The organism is Intrasporangium mesophilum, from assembly GCF_054783095.1.
Map to the genome: position 1 here is coordinate 60,163 of NZ_BAAGRF010000027.1, position 18,541 is coordinate 78,703.

Below are 18,541 nucleotides of genomic sequence, written 5' to 3' on the forward strand. Positions count from 1 at the left end.
GACACCGGGCTGCGAGCCCCTCCCAAACCAGAACTGGAGTCCGACGATGACCACAAGCTTCGGGGCCCGCCTCCAGGCCGCGATGCGCCTCAACGGTCCGCTCTGTGCCGGCATCGACCCCCACCGGTCACTCGTCGAGTCGTGGGGGCTGACCTACGACGTCGCCGGGCTGGAGCGGTTCGCGCTCACGTGCGTCGAGGCCTTCGCCGGCCGCGTCGCCGCGGTCAAGCCGCAGTCGGCATTCTTCGAGGTGTTCGGCAGCCGCGGGCTCGCCGTGCTCGAACGCGTCATCACCGAGCTCCGCGAGGCCGAGACCCTGACGATCCTCGACGCCAAGCGCGGTGACATCGGGTCGACGATGACGGCATACGCGGAGGCCTATCTCGGCAAGGACGCCGTCGCGCCACCGGACGCGCTCACCGTGAGCCCCTACCTCGGCTACGAGTCGCTCCGGCCTGCCATCGACCTCGCCGAGCAGACCGGCCGGGGTGTCTTCGTCCTAGCTCTCACCTCGAACCCGGAGGGCGCGACCGTCCAGCACGCCGTCCGAGATGGACGTTATGTGGCGGCCTCAATGGTGGAGGGCGCGTCAGCCGACAACGCCCAGGCTCGCGCTCGTGGCGAGCTGGGCAGCGTCGGCCTCGTCATCGGCGCGACCGTCGGCAGCGCGGTCTCCGACCTCGGGCTCGACCTCGTCGCCGCCGCGACGCCCGTTCTGGCGCCGGGCATCGGGGCGCAGGGCGGCACGGTGGACACGATCGCCGCGACGTTCGGTCGGGCGCGGGGACAGGTGCTCGCCGCGTCGAGCCGCGAGATCCTCTCCGCAGGTCCCGAGCCGGGACGCCTGGCTGCGCAGACCCGGCGCGTCGCCGAGTCGCTCCTGGCCTGACTCAGGGCACCCACTTGTGCCACTCGCAGGACGCACCAACGCGCACGGCATACGGTGGGGTCGTGCGAGCGACGACCGCGCGCACGGGGACGCTGATCCTCGTGGCGGCGATACTGTCGATCTCTGCCTGCTCGTCGTCGAGCCAGGCATACTGCGACGCGCTCACGTCGGCCGAGTCCGAGTGGGCGTCGGCCGGTGCCTCCCTGCAGAACAAGGAGGCCGCGACCCATTTCGTCGCGACCGTCAGGCAGATCGAGGTCAAGGCGCCCGACGAGGTGAGGTCGGAGTGGATCTCGCTCGAGTCACTGTTCGAGAAGTTCACCGTGGACAAGCCGGACCTCACGGCGCTCACGCAACAGATGCAGGGCTTCGAGAGCGCCGCCAAGAAGATCGAGACCCACGCGAAGGAGACCTGCGGGATCGACCTCTCCAAGTGAGGCGGTGCCGCCGCGACGATGCGCGGCGATGACCACGGCCGTGGGGATCGCGGCCGTGGGGATCGCGCCCCCGCGTTGCGGCGCGGACGTGCGGCTCGCTAGGTTCGGCGGAGACAACATCTGGATCGGGCGGGGGCGCAGTCGTTCCCGCAGGCAGCGAGGAGACCGAAGACCGTGGCGCTTCCACCGCTCACCCCTGAGCAACGGGCAGCAGCTCTTGAGAAGGCTGCGGCCGCTCGTCGGGAGCGGGCGGCGGTCAAGAACCGCCTCAAGTACTCCAGCGGCTCGCTCGCCGAGGTCCTCGAGGATGGCAAGATCGACCCCGTCATCGGCAAGCTGAAGGTGACCGAGCTGCTCGAGTCGATGCCGGGCGTCGGCCGGGTCCGGGCCAAGGCGATCATGGCCGAGGTCGGCATCGCCGAGTCCCGCCGCGTGCGCGGCCTCGGGGCCAACCAGGTCGCGGCCCTGTTGCGCCGCTTCGAACGGCAGTGATGTCGGCGGAGCCCACCACCAGGACGCCCTCGCAGAACCACGGCCCACGGCCGGGCAGTCTCACAGTGCTCGCCGGGCCGACCGCTGTCGGCAAGGGCACCATCGCCTCCTATGTCCGCACGCACTTCCCCGGAGTGTGGTTCTCGGTCTCGATGACGACGCGCAAGCCACGTCCGGGGGAGGTCGACGGGGTGCATTACCACTTCGTCGATGACCAGGAGTTCGACCGTCTCGTGGCCGCCGGACAGTTCCTCGAGTACGCCGTCGTGCACGGCGCGGCGAAGTACGGCACGCCGCGCGGTCCCGTCGAGCGGGCGATCCGCGAGGGCCGGGACGCCCTGCTCGAGATCGACCTGCAGGGAGCGCGCCAGGTGCGGGAGAGCTGGCCCGACGCGCTCTTCGTGTTCCTCGACCCGCCGAGCTGGGACGAGCTGGTGCGTCGTCTCGTCGGCAGAGGCACCGAGGGGGAGGCCGAGCGGGAGCGCCGGCTCGAGACCGCGCGGGCCGAGCTGGCAGCCAAGCCCGAGTTCGACGAGGTCATCGTCAACGACGATGTTCGGCGTGCGAGCGAGGAACTCGTATCATTGATGAGATCGGGGCACGCCACCCGGTGAGCCTTGCTGCGCGTCCATCCGCATGGAGCACAAGGTTCGCCCCGATTCACCACGATTCACCGAAACGAAACGAGATCACTGTGTCCGGTACCCAGGCTGCTCCCATCGGCATCACCAACCCGCCGATCGACGACCTCCTGACCGCCGCCGACTCCAAGTACGCGCTCGTCATCTACTCCGCGAAGCGGGCTCGCCAGATCAACGCCTACTACTCCCAGCTGCAGGAGGGTCTGCTCGACTACGTCGGCCCGCTCGTCGAGACCGAGGTCCACGAGAAGCCGCTGTCGATCGCGCTGCGCGAGATCAACGAGGGCCTGCTCACCTCCGAGCCGACCGAGGCCTGAGTCGGTCCGACACCCGGACCGAAGAGCAGGGAGCACCCACCACTGATGCAGTCGCTGCGGGTCGTCCTCGGAGTGAGCGGCGGGATCGCCGCCTACAAGGCGTGCTCCCTGCTACGGCTGTTCACGGAGAACGGCCACGACGTCACGGTCGTGCCGACCGAGGCTGCCCTGCGGTTCGTGGGGGCGCCGACCTGGTCTGCGCTCTCCGGCAAGCCGGTGAGCACCGACGTGTGGTCATCAGTGCACGAGGTCCCGCACGTGCGGATCGGGCAGAACGCCGACCTCGTTGTCGTCGCGCCGGCCACGGCTGACGTGCTCGCCAAGGCTGCCGCCGGTCTCGCTGACGACCTGCTCACCAACACGCTGCTCACGGCGCGCTGCCCGGTGGCGTTCGCGCCAGCCATGCACACCGAGATGTGGGAGCACCCTGCCACGCGCGCGAACGTCGCGACGCTCCGCTCGCGCGGCGCGCATGTCATCGACCCCGCCTCCGGGCGGCTGACGGGCGCCGACACCGGGCCGGGCCGGCTGCCTGAGCCCGAGGACCTGTATGCCGCGTGCCTGGCGATCGTGTCCCGCGGGCACTCCGAGGGCTCGTCGGAGGTGGTCGATCGCCCGCCGACTGTCGAGCGCCCCGTCGGTCGCCTCGACCTGGCCGGCCGCAAGGTCGTCGTCAGTGCTGGTGGGACCCGCGAGCCGCTGGACCCAGTGCGGTTCCTCGGCAACCGCAGCTCGGGCAAGCAGGGCTGGGCCATCGCGCGGGCTGCAGCCGCGCGTGGTGCCGAGGTCACGCTCGTCGCGGCGAACGTCGCGCTTCCCGCGCCCGACGGCATACGCGTGCTCCCGGTCGAGACCACCCTCGAGCTGATGGGGTCGGTGCTCGGCGAGGCGGCCACCTCCGACGTCGTCGTCATGGCGGCCGCGCCGGCCGACTTCCGCCCGGCCCAGGTGAGCGACAGCAAGATCAAGAAGGCAAGCACTTCCCGGGATGACGGTTCCGTCGACGGGTCGGGCAGCGCGCTGACCCTGCGCCTCGTCGAGAACCCCGACATCGTCCGTGCCCTCGTCGGCGAGCGTGCCGAGCGTGGCGACGGGCGGCGGCCGGTCGTGGTGAGCTTCGCCGCCGAGACCGGCGACGCCACCGGAAGTGTCATGGACCACGCGCGAGCGAAGTTCGAACGCAAGGGCAGCGACGTCCAGGTCGTCAACGAGGTCGGGGTCGACAAGACCTTCGGCCGCGACGACACGACCGTGCACATCCTGCTTCGCGGCAGCGACGACGTGACCACCGTCGGTCCGACGACCAAGGACGTCGTGGCCGATGCGCTGTGGGACGCCGTCGTGCCGCTACTGACCTGAGGATTACACTCGGCGCCCTACGCCGACCACGGGCTCATCGTGGTCGCGACGCGGCGCACAACCACCGCACAGAGCTAGGGAGAGCAAGTGACCGCACGTCTGTTCACGTCCGAGTCCGTCACCGAGGGGCACCCGGACAAGATCTGCGACCAGATCAGCGACTCGATCCTCGATGCCCTCCTCGCCGAGGACAAGCACGCGCGCGTCGCAGTCGAGACGTTGGTCACGACCGGCCTGGTGCACGTGGCCGGGGAGGTGTCCACGACGGGGTACGTCGAGATCCCCAAGCTGGTGCGCGACACGATCCTCGAGGTGGGCTACGACGGCTCGCAGAAGGGCTTCGACGGTCGCACCTGTGGCGTGTCCATCTCCATCGGCGCCCAGTCGCCCGACATCGCCCAGGGCGTTGACACGGCGCACGAGAACCGCCACGGCGGCGTCGACCCGCTCGACAAGCAAGGGGCCGGCGACCAGGGCCTCATGTTCGGCTACGCCTGCGACGACACCGCCGAGCTCATGCCCCTGCCGATCTTCCTGGCCCATCGGCTCGCCGAGCGCCTGACCCAGGTGCGCAAGAGCGAGGAGCTGGCCTACCTGCGCCCCGACGGCAAGACCCAGGTCACCATCGCCTACGAGGGCGACAAGGCGGTCAAGCTCGACACGGTCGTGCTCTCGACGCAGCACGCCCCTGACGTCTCGCTCGAGGGCATGCTCGAGCCGGACATCAAGGCACACGTGTTCGAGCCCGTTCTCGCCGAGCTCGCCGCCGAGGGGACCGACCTCGACACGTCCGACTTCCGTGCGCTCATCAACCCCACCGGCCGGTTCGAGATCGGCGGGCCGATGGGCGACGCCGGGCTCACCGGCCGCAAGATCATCGTCGACACCTACGGTGGCATGGCCCGCCACGGCGGTGGCGCCTTCTCGGGCAAGGACCCGAGCAAGGTCGACCGCTCCGGCGCCTACGCCATGCGCTGGGTCGCCAAGAACATCGTGGCTGCGGGTCTCGCTCGCCGTTGCGAGGTCCAGGTTGCGTACGCCATCGGCAAGGCCCAGCCCGTGGGCCTCTACGTCGAGACGTTCGGCACCGAGACCGTGCCGACCGACGCCATCCAGGGCGCCATCACGAAGGTCTTCGACCTGCGGCCCGCCGCTATCGTCGACGCGCTCGACCTGCTCCGGCCGATCTACCGGCCCACCGCGGCATACGGCCACTTCGGCCGCACCAAGGCCGACGGCGTCGAGAACGGCTTCACGTGGGAGCGGACCGACCGTGTGGATGCGCTGAGGGCCGCCGTCTCCGGCTGAGACTAGATTCGCCCCCGTGGGCGACGACCTCAATCCGCAGCGACCGGCCGACCGGCCGGTCGCTGCGGTTGTCGTGGAGACCCCGCTGGCCCATCTGGACCGCCTCTTCGAGTACGCCGTGCCTGACGAGCTGGCCACGGACGCCGTGCCGGGCGCTCGGGTGCGGGTGCGCTTCTCTGGCCGCGATCTCGACGGTTTCGTCGTCGAGCGACGCGAGCGGGCCGAGCACGCCGGACAGCTGACGCCCTTGCGCCGCGTGGTCAGTCCCGAGCCGGTGCTCACGCCGGAAGTGCTGGAGCTGTCGCGTGCCGTCGCCGGACGGTATGCCGGCACCGTGAGCGATGTGCTCCGGCTCGCCGTGCCCAAGCGGCACGCCACCGCGGAGCGGAACCTGCCCGTCGAGCCGCCACCGTGCGGGCCGGTGACGGCGCCCGCTCCGGGCCCGTGGGCGGCATACCCGGCCGGGCCCGCATGGCTGCGCCGCATAGCCGACGGTGAGGGGCCGGCCGCCGCCTGGCAGGCGCTGCCCGGACGGCGGACCGACGAGGACTGGCCGGCCGCCTTCGCGACCGCCGCCGCGACGGCCATGGCGGCGGGGCGCGGCTCCGTGCTCATCGTGCCGGACCATCGTGATGTCGACCGGCTCGAGTCCGCTCTCGTCGCCTTGGTCGGCAAGGGGAGGCACGTCCGGCTCACCGCGGACCAAGGACCGCAGGCGAGGTACACCGCGTGGCTGAAGGTGCTTCGGGGCCACGTTCGTGTCGTCATCGGCACGAGGGCCGCGGCCTTCGCGCCGGTGCACGACCTCGGGCTGGTCGCGTGGTGGGACGACGGGGATGACCTCCTGGCCGAGCCGAGGGCGCCCTATCACCAGGTCGGTGTCGTGCTCCAGCTGCGTGCCGCTGCCACCGGCGCCGCGCTGCTTTCGGGAGGGTTCGGCCGCAGCCTGCGAGTCCAGCTCGGCGTCGAGGCCGGGCTCATGGTGCCCGTCGAGCCGACCCCGGCCGCCCTGCGCGAGGCAATGCCGCGCGTCACCATTGCGGGCGAAGGCGCCGACGAGGAGCGTGACGGTCCTGCCGCACGCGCACACATCCCCTCCCGCGCGTGGCGGATCGCCAAGGACGGCCTCGTCGACGGGCCGGTCCTGCTTCAGGTGCCCAGGCGGGGGTACCTCCCCGCACTCAGCTGTGCGCAGTGCCGCACCCCGGTGCGCTGTGCTCGCTGCCAGGGTCCCGTAGCGCTCGGTTCGCCGGGGGCCGCGCCCACGTGTCGGTGGTGCGCCCTGCCGGTGGCCGGTGGACGCTTCGAGTGCGTCCATTGTGGCTCGCATCGGCTGCGGTCCGCGGTCACCGGAGCGCGGCGGACCGCCGAGGAGATCGGCCGGGCCTTCCCGGGTGTGCCTGTTCACACGTCCGGATCGGGGGAGGTGCTGGCGACCGTGGGGGCAGCGCCGTCGCTCGTGATCTCCACACCGGGCGCGGAGCCCGTGGCCGATGGGGGTTACTCGGCCGTCGTGCTCCTTGACGCCTGGGCGATGCTCGACCTTCCCGTGCTCGACGCACCGCTGGAAGCGGCTCGGCGGTGGATGGCGGCCGCCGCCCTGGCGAGTGAGGGTCGCGCTGTGGTCCTCTGCGGCGCTCCGGAGGCGATCGCTCTGCCAGCCGTCGAGGCGCTGGTGCGCTGGGACCCCGCGTGGCTGGCCGCCCGCGAGCTTGCCGACCGGCGCGAGCTGGGACTGCCTCCGGCCGTGCGAATCGCCCAGCTGACGGGCCGCCGGCGGGCCCTCGAGGAAGCGTTGACCCAGGTGGACCTGCCAGCGGCGGCCCAGGTGCTCGGTCCTCTGCCGTTCTCGCCGGGCTTCGGCGGAGCCAGGTCGGCGGGTGGGGAGCGCGGACCGGGTATGCCGGTGGGGTCGAGAACCTCGGCAGCGGGCGGAGGCGCGGGAGCGGTGGGAGCTGCGGGGGAGCGGTCACCGGCTGACCATCAGGTGCTGGTGAGGGTGCCCGTGGGGGACACCACGGCACTCACGCACGCGCTCGTGGCCCTGAAGGCCTTTCGGTCCGCACGCAAGGCGTCTGAGGTCGTCGCCGTGCGAGTGGACCCGCTGGACATGGGGTGACCGCGACCTGTGAGTTGCTGCTCGCGGCGATCCGGTGATGTTCCGGTGGTGATGAGGCCAAGCGGTGATTGCCTGGTGATTGCGTCGGGTGGTGACGCGGCCTAGTGGTGATGTCGGTCGGGTGGTGATTTGAATCGCCCCGGGTCTGGTGGAGGGTCTGATCCCACGAAAGGGTGGAGTCATGCCTGTTCCGAGGAAGTACACGGACGAGCTGCGTGAGCGCTCGGTTCGGATGGTCAAGGAGACGCTCGGGGACAACCCCGGGATGGGTCTGCGGACGGCCTGTAGCCAGGTGGGTGACCAGTTGGGGATCCCGGCGGCGACGTTGCGGAACTGGCTGGCGCTCGGGCCGGTCGAGCGCCCCGGGCCAGGTCGCGGGAGGGTCGCCGGGACCGGTCGACGCGGCCGGGCGGATTGCTCAGCTGGAGAAGGAGAACCGGGAGCTGCGCCGGGCGAACGCGATTCTGAAGAGCGCGTCGGCTTTCTTCGCGGCGGAGCTCGACCGCCCATCGCCACGTTGATCGCGTACATCGAGGAGTACAAGGACCAGTTCGGGGTCGAGCCGAGCTGCTCAGTCTTGACCGAGGCTGAGGCAAAGATCGCCCCGAGCACGTACTACGCCGCCAGGTCCCGGCCCCCGTCGCGGCGGGCGCTCAGTGACGCGGCGCTGGATGAGCGGATCGCGCGGCTGTGGGAGGCCAACTATGGCGTGTACGGGGCTCGCAAGATGTGGAAGGCGCTGAACCGGGAGCATCGCGCGGATGCGTTCGGTCAGGCCACGACCCAGCGGTACGAGCCAGTCGCGCGGTGCACGGTGGAACGGCGATGCGCGCGCTGGGGTACGTGGGTGCGGTCGCCGGTGACCACAAGCGGGCCCGCACCACGATCCGGGGCAAGGCGCCGTGCCCGCGGGACGCGCTGAACCGGGACTTCACCGCTGAGGCGCCCAACACCCGCTGGGTCGCGGACATCACCTACGTGCCCAGCTGGGCCGGGTTCGTGTACGTCGCGTTCGTGACGGACCTGTACAGCCGCCGCATCGTGGGCTGGCGGGTGGCCTCGACGCTGCGCTCGGACCTGGCGCTGGACGCCCTCGAGCAGGGCATCTGGCAGCGACGGCACGAGGGCCACGACCTGGCCGGGCTGGTGCACCACTCCGACCGCGGCGTTCAGTACCTGTCGATCCGCTACACCGAACGCCTCGACGAGGCCGGCATCATCGCCTCGGTTGGGTCCAAGGGCGACTCCTATGACAACGCCGCCGCGGAGGCCCTCAACCGGCTGTTCAAGACCGAGCTGATCCACCGAGCCGGCCCATGGCGGTCCCTCGAGCATGTCGAGTTCGAGGTCCTCAAATGGGTCGACTGGTACAACCGCGAACGACTCCACTCCTGGTGCGACGACATCCCGCCAATCGAGTACGAGACCAACTACTACGCTGCCAACACCGCTGCCCCGGCACCCGCCGAGGAAGCACACCTGACTCTCCACTGAACCCGGGGCGATTCAATTCGCGGCCTTTGAGACCGTGCCTCGTGGCGATCCGCTTCGATGATCGGTCGCCGCGTGGCCCTGTGGATGGCGGGACTGGACTGTCGGTGGTCGAACGTATGTTCTACTCATGACGACGACGACCCGTGAGCCGGTGGCCGGTGTGGAGGCTGGTCTGGGCCCGGCGCTGGACCCGGTGGCGGTGTTGGCGGCGCTGGCGTCCTCGGAGCCGGATCCGGGGGCCGAGCTGGAGGGGTTCCGGGGGTTGCCGGGGCTGGCGGCGCGGTTGGCGCGGATCGCGGCCGAGCTGCGGCTGGTGACCCGCTCGTTCCCGACGTGGTGCATGCCCGAGGCCGGGGTGGGTGATGCGATCGAGCAGGCGCAGGCGGTGCGGGAGCTGGCGCACAGCCTGTGCGCGGTGCTGGCCGGTGAGGTGACCTCGCGGGGGCTGGGGGCTCGGGAGGGTCTGTCGCGCAATGACTGGGTGGCGGCGCGGGCGCCGGTGCTGGAGGGGGCCGGGGCGGCCGAGCTGACCGCGGTCGGGGCGATCATGACCGAGCCGCGGTGGCGGGTGCTGGCGGGCAAGGTGCGCTGCGGGGCGGCCACGGTCGCGCAGGCGGCGGTGCTGGTGCGGTTCCACGACGAGGTGGCCGGGGTCGCCGACCGGGGGCAGCTGGACGCGGTGGTCGATGCGATGGTGGAGCAGGTCGAGGTGTTGGGGGTGCGTCAGCTGCGTCGGCTGGTGCGTCAGGCGCGGGTGTCGCTGCGCCCGCCGGAACAGGTCCAGGATGAGGAGGCGCGGCTGCGGGCCGGGCGGGCGTTGTCCCGGGTGGGCCGCTCGGCGGGTCTGATCGAGTACCGGCTGCGGCTGGACCCGGAGGGCGCCGCGGTGCTCGACGCGGCGATCGACCCGCTGGCCCGGCCCCGGCCGGACCTGGACTGGGACGCCGCGCCGGCCCCGTACCGGCACCCGGTCTGCGGACACCTGACCCGCCCGCCACACACCGACGACACGGCCGACACGGACGGCACGGACGACACCGACGGCACGGACGACACGGCCGGCACGGACGACACGGCCGGCACGGACGGCACCGACGGCACGGACGGCACCGACGACACCGACGCCGCGGCCGGCACGGCCGGCACGGACGGCACCGACGGCACGGCCGGTGCGGCGGGCGTGGCCGGTGATGCGACGCCTGCGGCGCGTGGGGTGTGTGGGGTGTGTGCCGGGGTGCCGGCGGATCCGCGGCTGCCGGCGACCCGGCGCGCGGACGCGTTGCTGGAGCTGGTCGCTCGGGCGGTCGCGGCCCCGCAGGGGGTNGGGGCAGGTCCGCGGCGCCGGGCTGGCCGACAACGACGAGGTCCTGTCCGCGGCCGCGGTGCGGCGCCTGGCGTGTGAGGCCGAGATCATCCCGGTCGTGCTCGGCACGCCCTCACGGGTGCTGGACCTGGGCCGCACGCAGCGGTTCTTCACCCCCGCGCAGCGGCTGGCGCTGGCGGTGCGGGACCGGGGCTGTTCCTACCCGGGGTGCACGGTCCCGCCGCAGTGGTGCGAGGCGCACCACGTCCAGCCGTGGTCCACCGGCGGGCCCACCGACCTGGGCAACGGGGCGCTGCTGTGCGGGCGGCACCACACCCGGGTGCACGAGCTGGGCCTGGACGCCGAGGTCACCCCCTGGGAAGTCACCTGGCACCGACCCCCACCACCAGCACCACCACCAGCACCACCACCGGCATCGGCGGCACCACCGGCACCACGGGCACTACCGGCACTACCGGCACTACCGGCACCACCGGCACCACCAGCAGCACCGGCAGCGACACCGGCAGTCCCGGATCGCCCGCCGCCCGTCGCCGCCACCGCGACCAGCGCTGGGACCCGGACCGAAGCCGGGTCCGGTGCCGGTCCTGCACCACCCTGACCCGCCGAGTCGGCGGGCGGGAAGGAAAACACTGTCCGGACTGTGATCGAGGCGCCCCGTCGTCTGGGGGGTAACGCGACGCCATCGGGGACCTGGACTGGCAGAGTAGCGGCATGGCCCCACGAGAGCTCGACGTCGTCCTTTACGGTGCAACGGGGTTCGTCGGTTCGCTGACCGCCGCACATCTGGCGAAGCACGCCGATCCGGACTTGCGAGTCGCACTCGCCGGTCGCTCCCGGTCCAAGCTCGACGCCCTCCGATCGGAGCTCGGCGACAGCGCGCGCGCCTGGGAGCTGGCCACCGTCGACGCCAGCGACGAAGCCGGGCTCCGTGCCCTCGCGGCGCGGACCACAGTGCTCGGGACCACGGTTGGGCCGTACGGGGCATACGGCAGGGACGTGGCGCGCGCCTGCGCCGAAGAAGGGACGCACTATGCGGACCTGACGGGCGAGGTGCTCTTCGTGCGCTGGTCGCTCGACGAGCTCGACGCGCGCGCCAAGGAGACCGGCGCCGCGATCGTCCATGCCTGTGGGTTCGACTCGATCCCTTCCGACCTCGGTGTTCTCATCACGGCCCAGCGCGCCAGCGCAGACGGTGAGGGGAGCCTGGGCGAGACCACGCTGCTCGTGCGGTCGCTGAAGGGCGGCTTCTCAGGTGGCACGGTCGACTCGGCCCGCAAGCAGGCGATCGCGGCCCGCGCCGACCAGTCCGCGCGCCGGACGTTGAGCGATCCGTACGCCCTCAGCCCGCGTCGGGCCGAGGAGCCGAAGTCCACGCGGACCCCCACGAACGGCATCGCAGGGACGCTGCGACGGTTCGTTCCTATCGACCGCGACCCCGGCACGGGCCGATGGACCGGTCCTTTCGTCATGGCGTCCTTCAACACTCGAGTCGTGCGGCTGTCGAACACCTTGAGCGACTGGTCATACGGACGCGGGCTGCGCTACCGGGAGGTGACCGACTTCGGGACCGGACCGATGTCGCCCGTGATGGCGGCCGGGATGGCCATCGGTCTGGGAGGGGTCGCCACCGGCCTGGCCTTCGGACCGACCCGAGCCGTGCTGGACCGAGTGCTTCCGCGGCCGGGAGAGGGCCCGAGCCCCGAGCAGCAGGCCGCGGGCAGGTTCCGGATGGACATCCGGGCCACGACGACCACCGGCGCGCGATACGTCACGCGTGTCGGCGCCGACCACGATCCCGGCTACAGCGGGACCGCGGTGATGTTCGGCCAGTCCCTCATCTGCCTGGCGCGCGACCAAGGAGTCCCGGGGCGGGTGGGTGTCTGCACGCCGGCTACCGCGATGGGCGACGCCCTGGTCGACCGGCTGCGCCAGCACGACTTCACCTTCGAGGTTGAGCGCGTCGCCTCGACCTGAGCGCCCACGACACCGAGCCCGGCGGCTGAGCGTTCCGCCACCCCCAAAGAAATGCTTGACAGTGCTCAGGCCTTCGCGCCATACTCCCAAACATGTCTTTGGAAGAGGGTCGCATCAGCGAGCTGCGGGCCACCGCGCACCCGCTCCGGCTGCAGATGCTCTCGCTGCTGACCGGTGCGGAGCTGTCGGCCGCCGAGGTCGCGCGTGAGCTCGACATCACGCAGGCGAACGCCAGCTACCACCTGAGGTTCCTCGAGGCAGCGGGACTGATCGTGGTGGCCGGTGAGGAGAAGGTCCGTGGCGGCCGCGCGAAGAAGTACCGGCATCCGTGGGACGCGCATCGCTCCCCGTCGACACCGGGCGACGAGACAGACCTTCGCCACTACGTCCGCGTTCTCGCCGATGCGATCCCGGCGCGCTTCGAGGATCGCCAACCGGGGGAGCAGACCCTCTCGACCGATGCCGACCTCTGGCTCGAGCCGGAGGACTGGCAGCGTGTCGTGGACCTCGTGACCGAGGCGAGCCTGCTCATGCACGCGAGCGCCAAGCCACCCCGCACGGCGGGCACGGTGCGCGCCAACCTGTCCGTGATCGCCTTCCGCATGAAGCCTGAAAGCAGGGGAACCCGATGAAGGTCAAGGAGTCGTTCGCCGCACTGGGGGACCGGCGTTTCGCGTGGTACTTCGCAGCTCGGACCGTGTCGACCGCGGGCACGGCCATGGTGCCCGTCGCCCTGGCGTTCGCCGTGCTGCACATCGACCAGTCCGCAGGAGCCCTGGCGCAGGTGCTCGGCGTGCGCACCCTGCTCATGGTCGTGTTCCTGCTCGTTGGGGGAGTGATTGCAGACCGCTTCTCGCGGATCGTCGTCCTGCAGGTGTCGCACGTGCTGACCATGCTCACGCAGGGCGTCGCGGCGGCGCTCATCATCAGCGGCCACGCAACCCTCACCCAGCTGACCATCCTCGAGGGCGTCAACGGTGCCGTCTCGGCATTCACGATGCCGGCCATGATGGGCGTGGTCCCGCTCGTCGTCGACCGCCGGCTGCTGCAACAGGCCAATGCGCTGCTGTCTTTCAGCCGAAGCGGGCTGACCATCATCGGCCCTGCCGTCGCGGGTGCCCTCGTCGTCGGCATCGGGCCCGGGTGGGCTCTCGCGGTCGACGCCTTCACGTATGCCGTCGCGATCGTCTGCCTGACCCGGATCCGGCTCCCGCGGCGTGAAGAGGAGAACCGCCCGGCCCGGGCCTCGATGCTGCGCGAGCTCCGCGAAGGGTGGGGTGAGTTCACCCGACGCCAGTGGCTCTGGGTCATCGTGCTCGCCTTCGGCCTCACCAACGCGATCCACGTCGGGGTCATCGGTGTCCTCGGGCCACTCATCGCCTCCTCCACTGCCGCCATCGGCGAGGCCGGCTGGGGGCTCATCCTCAGCGCAGAGGCCCTCGGGACCGTGCTCATGACGCTGGTCATGCTGCGGCTGAGGCTTGCCCATCCGCTCCGCGCCGGGATGATCGCGATCACGGTGGTCGCGATCCCGATGGCCCTGCTGGGGCTCGCGCCCGCGCTCGTGCCGGTTGCGGTCGGCTTCTTCCTGGCTGGAGCGGCAGTGGAGGTCTTCAGTGTCGGGTGGAGCACGGCGCTCCACGAGCACATCCCGCTCGGGGTGCTCTCGCGAGTCTCGAGCTACGACGCGCTGGGCTCGTTCGTGGCCATGCCGATCGGCACCTTCCTCTACGGCTGGCTGGCCTTCCACGTCGACGTCGAGACACTCCTCGTCGTGAGCGCGGCCGTCTACGCGGCGATCTCGCTCTCGGCACTGCTGTCGCGTTCCGTGCGCGACCTGGGCAGAAGCATCGAGGAACCGACCGACACACCCCGAGAGGGGACCGCTCCAGTGCCCGCCGACGGCGTGCCCGACCCAACAAGGGACCGGATTGTCGACGCCGTCGCCGACTGAGCCCGCAGCACGCCACCGCACACACCAGCGGCAAGCCGCTGGGCCAAGAGGTTGGGCCAAGCGGTTGGGCAAGCCGCTGGGGCAAGCCGCGTGGGCGCGCCGCGGGCTCGACGCTTGGCTCGCCACGCGAGGCTCGCTACCCGGCCCGGCCCTAGACTGTCGGTCGCCCCTTTGCCGACGTCAGGAGCCTCATGTCGATCAAGGACATCCGCCTGTTCGGGGACCCGGTGCTGCGCAGCCGCGCCGCCGAGGTCGCCGACTTCGACAAAGAGCTCCGTGCCTTGGTCAAGGACCTCGAGGACACGATGATGGACGCGCCCGGCGCAGGCCTGGCCGCCCCCCAGCTCGGCGTCGGACTGCGGGTGTTCACCTACCACGTCGACGGAGCCCTTGGTCACCTCGTGAACCCGGTGCTGGACCTGTCTGACGAGGAGCAGGACGGCCCGGAGGGGTGCCTGTCGATCCCCGGCCTCGCATTCGACACCAAGCGCGCCCTGTCCGTCGTGGCCAAGGGCCAGAACATGTGGGGTGAGCCGGTCGTCGTCGAGGGCAGCGAGCTGCTCGCCCGCTGCGTGCAGCACGAGACTGACCATCTCGACGGGATCCTCTTCATCGACCGGCTCGACCCGGAGGCCCGCAAGGAGGCCATGCGCGCGATCCGCGAGGCGGAGTGGTTCGCAGAGAACCCGCCCGAGGTACGGATCAGCCCCCACTCCACCTTCGGTCGGGCGATGTGACATGAGGGTGGTGTTCGCGGGCACACCCGAGGCGGCCGTGCCTAGCCTCGACGCGGTGGCTGCCTCGAGCCACGAGCTCGTCGCGGTGGTGACGCGGCCTGATGCGCCCTCGGGGCGAGGGCGGCGTCTCGAGGCGTCTCCGGTACGCCTGCGCGCAGACGAGCTCGGCGTGCCCGTGCTGACGCCGACCCGGGTGCGCGATGACGACTTCCTCGAGCGGCTTCGCGACATCGGTCCGGATGCATGTCCGGTCGTCGCGTACGGCAACCTGATCCCGCCGGTCGCACTCGACATCCCGCGACACGGATGGGTCAACCTGCACTTCTCGTTGCTGCCCGCCTGGCGGGGAGCGGCCCCGGTCCAGCACGCGGTGATGGCAGGTGACGAGGTCACCGGCGCGTCGACCTTCCTCATCGAGAAGGGCCTCGACACCGGACCGGTCTACGGCGTGATGACCGAGGCGATCCGGCCGACCGACACCGCGGGCGACCTTCTGGACCGCCTCGCCGTTGCCGGGGCAGGTCTGCTGGTGGCCACTCTGGATGGCATCGAGACCGGTGCGCTCGTCGCGAAACCGCAACCGGCGGAAGGTGTTTCACTGGCGCCGAAGATCGACGTCGAGGATGCCCGCATCGGGTGGGGCCGACCTGCCCTCGCCATCGACCGCCTGGTCCGAGGCTGCACCCCGGCTCCAGGTGCGTGGACGACGTTCCGTGGGGAGCGCCTCAAGGTCGCCCCGCTCGTCCTCGCGACGCCCGATGAGCTGCCCGATGAGCTGCCCGACGAGCTGCCCGGCCAGGTGCCTGGTAGCTCCCACGCGGACGCGCAGGCCGACGGACCCGGCGACGGCACGCGTCCCACCCGGCTCGACCCGGGCCGAATCATCGTCACGAAGCGCGCCGTGTTCGTCGGAACCGGCAGTGTTCCCGTACGGCTCGGCGTCGTTCAGGCGCACGGAAAGAAGCCGATGCCGGCGGCGGACTGGGCCCGCGGCTCCAGGATCGAGCCGGGGGAGGGCTTCGGCGATGGGTGAGTCCAGAGGTCGCGGGCGGCAGCGCCCACCCGCGCGCGAGCGGTCTGCCCAGCACCGTTCGGCACAGCGGCCGGCGGAGCGAAGCCGACGCACCGACCTTCCCCGCCTCACGGCATACACCGTCATGCGGGAGATCGCCGAGGGCGCCTATGCCAACCTCGTCCTCCCGCGACTGTTGCGCGAGAAGCGCCTCACCGGCCGCGACGCCGCCTTCACGACCGAGCTGGTCTACGGCGCGACGCGCCTGCACCGTCTTTACGACGCCGTCGCGGCGCGAGCTGCCGACCGCCCGGTCGACAAGATCGACCCGCGGGTGCTCGACACGATCCGGCTCGGCGCTCACCAGCTGCTCGGCATGCGCGTCCCGACACACGCCGCGGTCGACGAGACCGTCGCGCTGGCGCGGCAGGTCAACGGGGCCGGGGCGGCGGGTTTCGTCAACGCGGTGATGCGACGGATCAGTGAACGTGACCTCGACGAGTGGCTCGAGGTCGTCACGGCCGGGGTCACCGACCCGTTGGAGGCTCTCGCGATCCGCACCTCGCACCCGCTCTGGGTCGTCAAGGCCCTTCGGGCTGCCCTCATCGGTCATGGGGCGGCGACATCAGCGACCGTCGACGGGCCGCTGACGGCGCTGCTCGAGGCCGACAACGCGCCCGCCAAGGTGACGCTCATTGCCCGCCCTGGCCTGGCGAGCGTGGACGAGCTGGTCGCTGCAGGGGCCACGCCGTCGACGACGAGTCCGGTGGGAGCCGTTCTGCCAGAAGGCGACCCGGGTTCGATCGCGGCTGTCCGCGAGGGTCGCGCGGCTGTCCAGGACGAAGGGTCTCAGCTCCTGGCGCTCGCACTCGCCGCAGCGCCCGTCGAGAGCCGCCCCGGCGCGGAGCGGTGGCTCGACCTGTGCGCGGGGCCCGGAGGCAAGGCCGGCCTGCTCGCCGCACTCGCCGTTCAGCGGTCGATTCCCTTTGTCGCCAACGAGATCAGCGAGCATCGGGCGGGACTCGTGCGTCAGACGCTCGGTGCGGCCTCTCGTGCGGCTACGGCCGCAGGGACGACTCTGGAGGTCCGGCAAGGCGACGGTCGCGACGTCGGGACCGCGGAGCCGGCGGCATACTCCCGCGTGCTCATCGACGCTCCGTGCACCGGCCTCGGAGCTCTTCGTCGCCGTCCGGAGGCCCGCTGGCGGCGCAGCCCCGGCGACGTCGCCGCCCTGGCGGGGCTCCAGCGCGAGCTGCTCGCATCGGGGATCGAAGCCACGATGCCGGGTGGGCTCATCGGCTATGCGACGTGCAGCCCCCACCTCAACGAGACGCGCTTCGTCGTCCAGGACGTCGTGAAGAAGCGCTCGGACGCCGAGGTCGTCGACGCTCGTGAGCTGTTCGTCGACGCCGCCGGTATGCCGCTGGGTGGGCTCGGTGACGGCCCGTTCGTCCAGCTGTGGCCGCATGTGCACGGCACTGATGCGATGTTCTTCGCACTCCTGCGCAAGCTCTAGGGTGGCTGCCGTGCAGATCTCACCGAGCATCCTGTCGGCGGACTTCGCCAACCTCCAGTCGGAGCTCGAGCGCATCCGGAACGCGGACTGGGCGCACGTGGATGTCATGGACGCCCATTTCGTGCCGAACCTCACACTCGGCCTGCCGGTCGTGGAAGCCCTGCTCAAGGTGAGCCCTGTCCCGGTCGACGCTCACCTGATGATCGAGGACCCTGACCGCTGGGCGCCGATGTACGCCGAGGCGGGCTGTCAGTCGGTGACGTTCCACATCGAGGCGGCGCGCGACCCTCGCGGCCTGGCGCGCGCGCTGCGCGCGGCTGGGGCTCGCGCATCGATGGCGATCAAGCCCGCCACGGAGTTCGCGCCGTACGAGGACCTGCTGCCCGAGCTCGACATGGTCCTGGTCATGACCGTCGAGCCCGGATTCGGCGGCCAGTCGTTCATGGCCGACCAGATGCCCAAGGTCGCGCAGGTGCGAGAGGCCGTGCGGCGGCACGGCGGCGAGATCTGGGTCCAGGTGGACGGGGGCGTCAGCCTCGAGACCATCGAGCAGTGCGCCGAAGCCGGCGCAGACGTCTTCGTTGCAGGCTCGGCGGTGTACGGCGCAGACGACGCGGCCGGGGCCATCGAGCAGCTGCGGGCGCTCGCCGACCAGCACGCGCACTGAGCGCGGCCACCGGGTCCGGCGGGCCTCGTGGCATCCGAGTGCGGACCATCACGTGGGCGGGCGGGGGGCGGCGAGTGCGCCCGGTGGCATACTGGGGCTTACGTGCTCCGGGGTCGGTGTAATTCCGAGCCGGCGGTGATAGTCCGCGACCCGGCCGCAGCCAGCGGCCGGTTGACCTGGTGAAACTCCAGGACCGACGGTGAAAGTCCGGATGGGAGGCAGCACGAGACAGGCCGTCGTCGGCCGGTGTGCGGCACCGTGAGGTCCTCCGCCATCCGAACCGACCTGTGGAGTCCCC

Annotated in this window: 16 protein-coding genes, 2 pseudogenes, 1 riboswitch and 1 other annotated feature; of the genes and pseudogenes, 17 read left to right on the top strand and 1 reads right to left on the bottom strand. The window is 71.3% G+C overall.

The genetic code is table 11. From position 1 onward, the window contains the following. Nucleotides 1-46: 46 nt before the first annotated feature. The 10 genes and pseudogenes from pyrF to ACYVLP_RS18590 all read left to right on the top strand — a co-directional run. Nucleotides 47-889, top strand: a complete 843-nt coding sequence (gene pyrF, locus ACYVLP_RS18545) for an orotidine-5'-phosphate decarboxylase (RefSeq protein WP_460628812.1) — start codon at nt 47-49, stop codon at nt 887-889. A gap of 62 nt (nt 890-951) precedes the next feature. Continuing rightward, nucleotides 952-1,326: a hypothetical protein gene (locus ACYVLP_RS18550; protein WP_460628813.1), complete on the top strand. Its 375-nt coding sequence runs from the start codon at nt 952-954 to the stop codon at nt 1,324-1,326. Nucleotides 1,327-1,500: 174 nt separating this feature from the next. Then, nucleotides 1,501-1,818, top strand: a complete 318-nt coding sequence (gene mihF, locus ACYVLP_RS18555) for an integration host factor, actinobacterial type (protein ID WP_460628814.1) — start codon at nt 1,501-1,503, stop codon at nt 1,816-1,818. Continuing rightward, the gene (gmk, locus tag ACYVLP_RS18560) at nt 1,818-2,432 is read left to right on the top strand and encodes a guanylate kinase (protein ID WP_460628815.1); all 615 of its coding nucleotides are present in this window, start codon (nt 1,818-1,820) and stop codon (nt 2,430-2,432) included. Before mihF ends, gmk begins: the two co-directional genes overlap by 1 nt. An 80-nt stretch (nt 2,433-2,512) precedes the next feature. Further along, nucleotides 2,513-2,776: a DNA-directed RNA polymerase subunit omega gene (gene rpoZ, locus ACYVLP_RS18565; protein WP_452271448.1), complete on the top strand. Its 264-nt coding sequence runs from the start codon at nt 2,513-2,515 to the stop codon at nt 2,774-2,776. 54 nt (nt 2,777-2,830) lie between these two features. After that, complete coding sequence (coaBC, locus tag ACYVLP_RS18570) at nt 2,831-4,135, top strand: bifunctional phosphopantothenoylcysteine decarboxylase/phosphopantothenate--cysteine ligase CoaBC (protein ID WP_460629055.1); 1,305 nt, start codon at nt 2,831-2,833, stop codon at nt 4,133-4,135. Nucleotides 4,136-4,222: 87 nt separating this feature from the next. Further along, nucleotides 4,223-5,443 (top strand): methionine adenosyltransferase, encoded by a 1,221-nt coding sequence (gene metK / locus ACYVLP_RS18575; protein WP_460628816.1) that lies wholly within the window; start codon nt 4,223-4,225, stop codon nt 5,441-5,443. Between the two features lie 16 nt (nt 5,444-5,459). Then, on the top strand, nt 5,460-7,562 hold the full coding sequence (locus ACYVLP_RS18580; RefSeq protein WP_460628817.1) for a primosomal protein N': 2,103 nt from the start codon (nt 5,460-5,462) through the stop codon (nt 7,560-7,562). Between the two features lie 181 nt (nt 7,563-7,743). After that, nucleotides 7,744-9,056, top strand: a pseudogene (locus ACYVLP_RS18585) (IS3 family transposase). Further along, nucleotides 8,041-8,169 (top strand) — a sequence feature (AL1L pseudoknot). It overlaps the preceding pseudogene by 129 nt. Before the next feature lie 1,190 nt (nt 9,057-10,246). After that, nucleotides 10,247-10,693 (top strand): annotated as a pseudogene (locus ACYVLP_RS18590) (HNH endonuclease signature motif containing protein); the annotation flags it as partial. Nucleotides 10,694-10,742: 49 nt separating this feature from the next. On the opposite strand, the gene ACYVLP_RS18595 reads toward ACYVLP_RS18590, so the two are convergent. Further along, on the bottom strand, nt 10,743-10,883 hold the full coding sequence (locus ACYVLP_RS18595) for a hypothetical protein (protein WP_460629065.1): 141 nt from the start codon (nt 10,881-10,883) through the stop codon (nt 10,743-10,745). A gap of 211 nt (nt 10,884-11,094) precedes the next feature. Between ACYVLP_RS18595 and ACYVLP_RS18600 the strand changes: the two genes are divergently transcribed. The 7 genes from ACYVLP_RS18600 to rpe all read left to right on the top strand — a co-directional run bounded on the left by ACYVLP_RS18600 (nt 11,095) and on the right by rpe (nt 18,243). Beyond that, on the top strand, nt 11,095-12,357 hold the full coding sequence (locus ACYVLP_RS18600) for a saccharopine dehydrogenase family protein (RefSeq protein ID WP_460628818.1): 1,263 nt from the start codon (nt 11,095-11,097) through the stop codon (nt 12,355-12,357). 92 nt (nt 12,358-12,449) lie between these two features. Further along, nucleotides 12,450-12,989 (top strand): ArsR/SmtB family transcription factor, encoded by a 540-nt coding sequence (locus tag ACYVLP_RS18605; protein ID WP_460628819.1) that lies wholly within the window; start codon nt 12,450-12,452, stop codon nt 12,987-12,989. Beyond that, nucleotides 12,986-14,311, top strand: a complete 1,326-nt coding sequence (locus tag ACYVLP_RS18610) for an MFS transporter (protein ID WP_460628820.1) — start codon at nt 12,986-12,988, stop codon at nt 14,309-14,311. The genes ACYVLP_RS18605 and ACYVLP_RS18610 overlap by 4 nt, the downstream gene beginning before the upstream one ends. Before the next feature lie 191 nt (nt 14,312-14,502). Continuing rightward, nucleotides 14,503-15,048 carry a peptide deformylase gene (def, locus tag ACYVLP_RS18615; protein WP_460628821.1) on the top strand — a complete coding sequence of 182 codons (546 nt, stop codon included), beginning with the start codon at nt 14,503-14,505 and terminating at the stop codon, nt 15,046-15,048. A gap of 1 nt (nt 15,049) precedes the next feature. After that, a complete protein-coding gene (locus tag ACYVLP_RS18620; protein WP_460628822.1) occupies nt 15,050-16,081 on the top strand; it encodes a methionyl-tRNA formyltransferase in 1,032 nt (343 codons plus the stop codon). Further along, nucleotides 16,074-17,576, top strand: coding sequence for an RsmB/NOP family class I SAM-dependent RNA methyltransferase (locus tag ACYVLP_RS18625; protein ID WP_460628823.1), 1,503 nt, complete (start codon nt 16,074-16,076; stop codon nt 17,574-17,576). The genes ACYVLP_RS18620 and ACYVLP_RS18625 overlap by 8 nt, the downstream gene beginning before the upstream one ends. Nucleotides 17,577-17,586: 10 nt before the next feature. Next, complete coding sequence (rpe, locus tag ACYVLP_RS18630) at nt 17,587-18,243, top strand: ribulose-phosphate 3-epimerase (RefSeq protein WP_460628824.1); 657 nt, start codon at nt 17,587-17,589, stop codon at nt 18,241-18,243. 99 nt (nt 18,244-18,342) lie between these two features. Further along, a riboswitch (FMN riboswitch) is annotated at nt 18,343-18,471 on the top strand. Nucleotides 18,472-18,541: the final 70 nt, after the last annotated feature.

Coding starts and splice junctions, on each gene's coding strand:
- pyrF (WP_460628812.1), top strand. CDS start 47: ATGACCACAAGCTTCGGGGCCCGCCTCCAGGCCGCGATGCGCCTCAAC.
- gmk (WP_460628815.1), top strand. CDS start 1,818: ATGTCGGCGGAGCCCACCACCAGGACGCCCTCGCAGAACCACGGCCCA.
- ACYVLP_RS18600 (WP_460628818.1), top strand. CDS start 11,095: ATGGCCCCACGAGAGCTCGACGTCGTCCTTTACGGTGCAACGGGGTTC.
- ACYVLP_RS18605 (WP_460628819.1), top strand. CDS start 12,450: ATGTCTTTGGAAGAGGGTCGCATCAGCGAGCTGCGGGCCACCGCGCAC.
- ACYVLP_RS18610 (WP_460628820.1), top strand. CDS start 12,986: ATGAAGGTCAAGGAGTCGTTCGCCGCACTGGGGGACCGGCGTTTCGCG.
- def (WP_460628821.1), top strand. CDS start 14,503: ATGTCGATCAAGGACATCCGCCTGTTCGGGGACCCGGTGCTGCGCAGC.
- ACYVLP_RS18620 (WP_460628822.1), top strand. CDS start 15,050: ATGAGGGTGGTGTTCGCGGGCACACCCGAGGCGGCCGTGCCTAGCCTC.
- ACYVLP_RS18625 (WP_460628823.1), top strand. CDS start 16,074: ATGGGTGAGTCCAGAGGTCGCGGGCGGCAGCGCCCACCCGCGCGCGAG.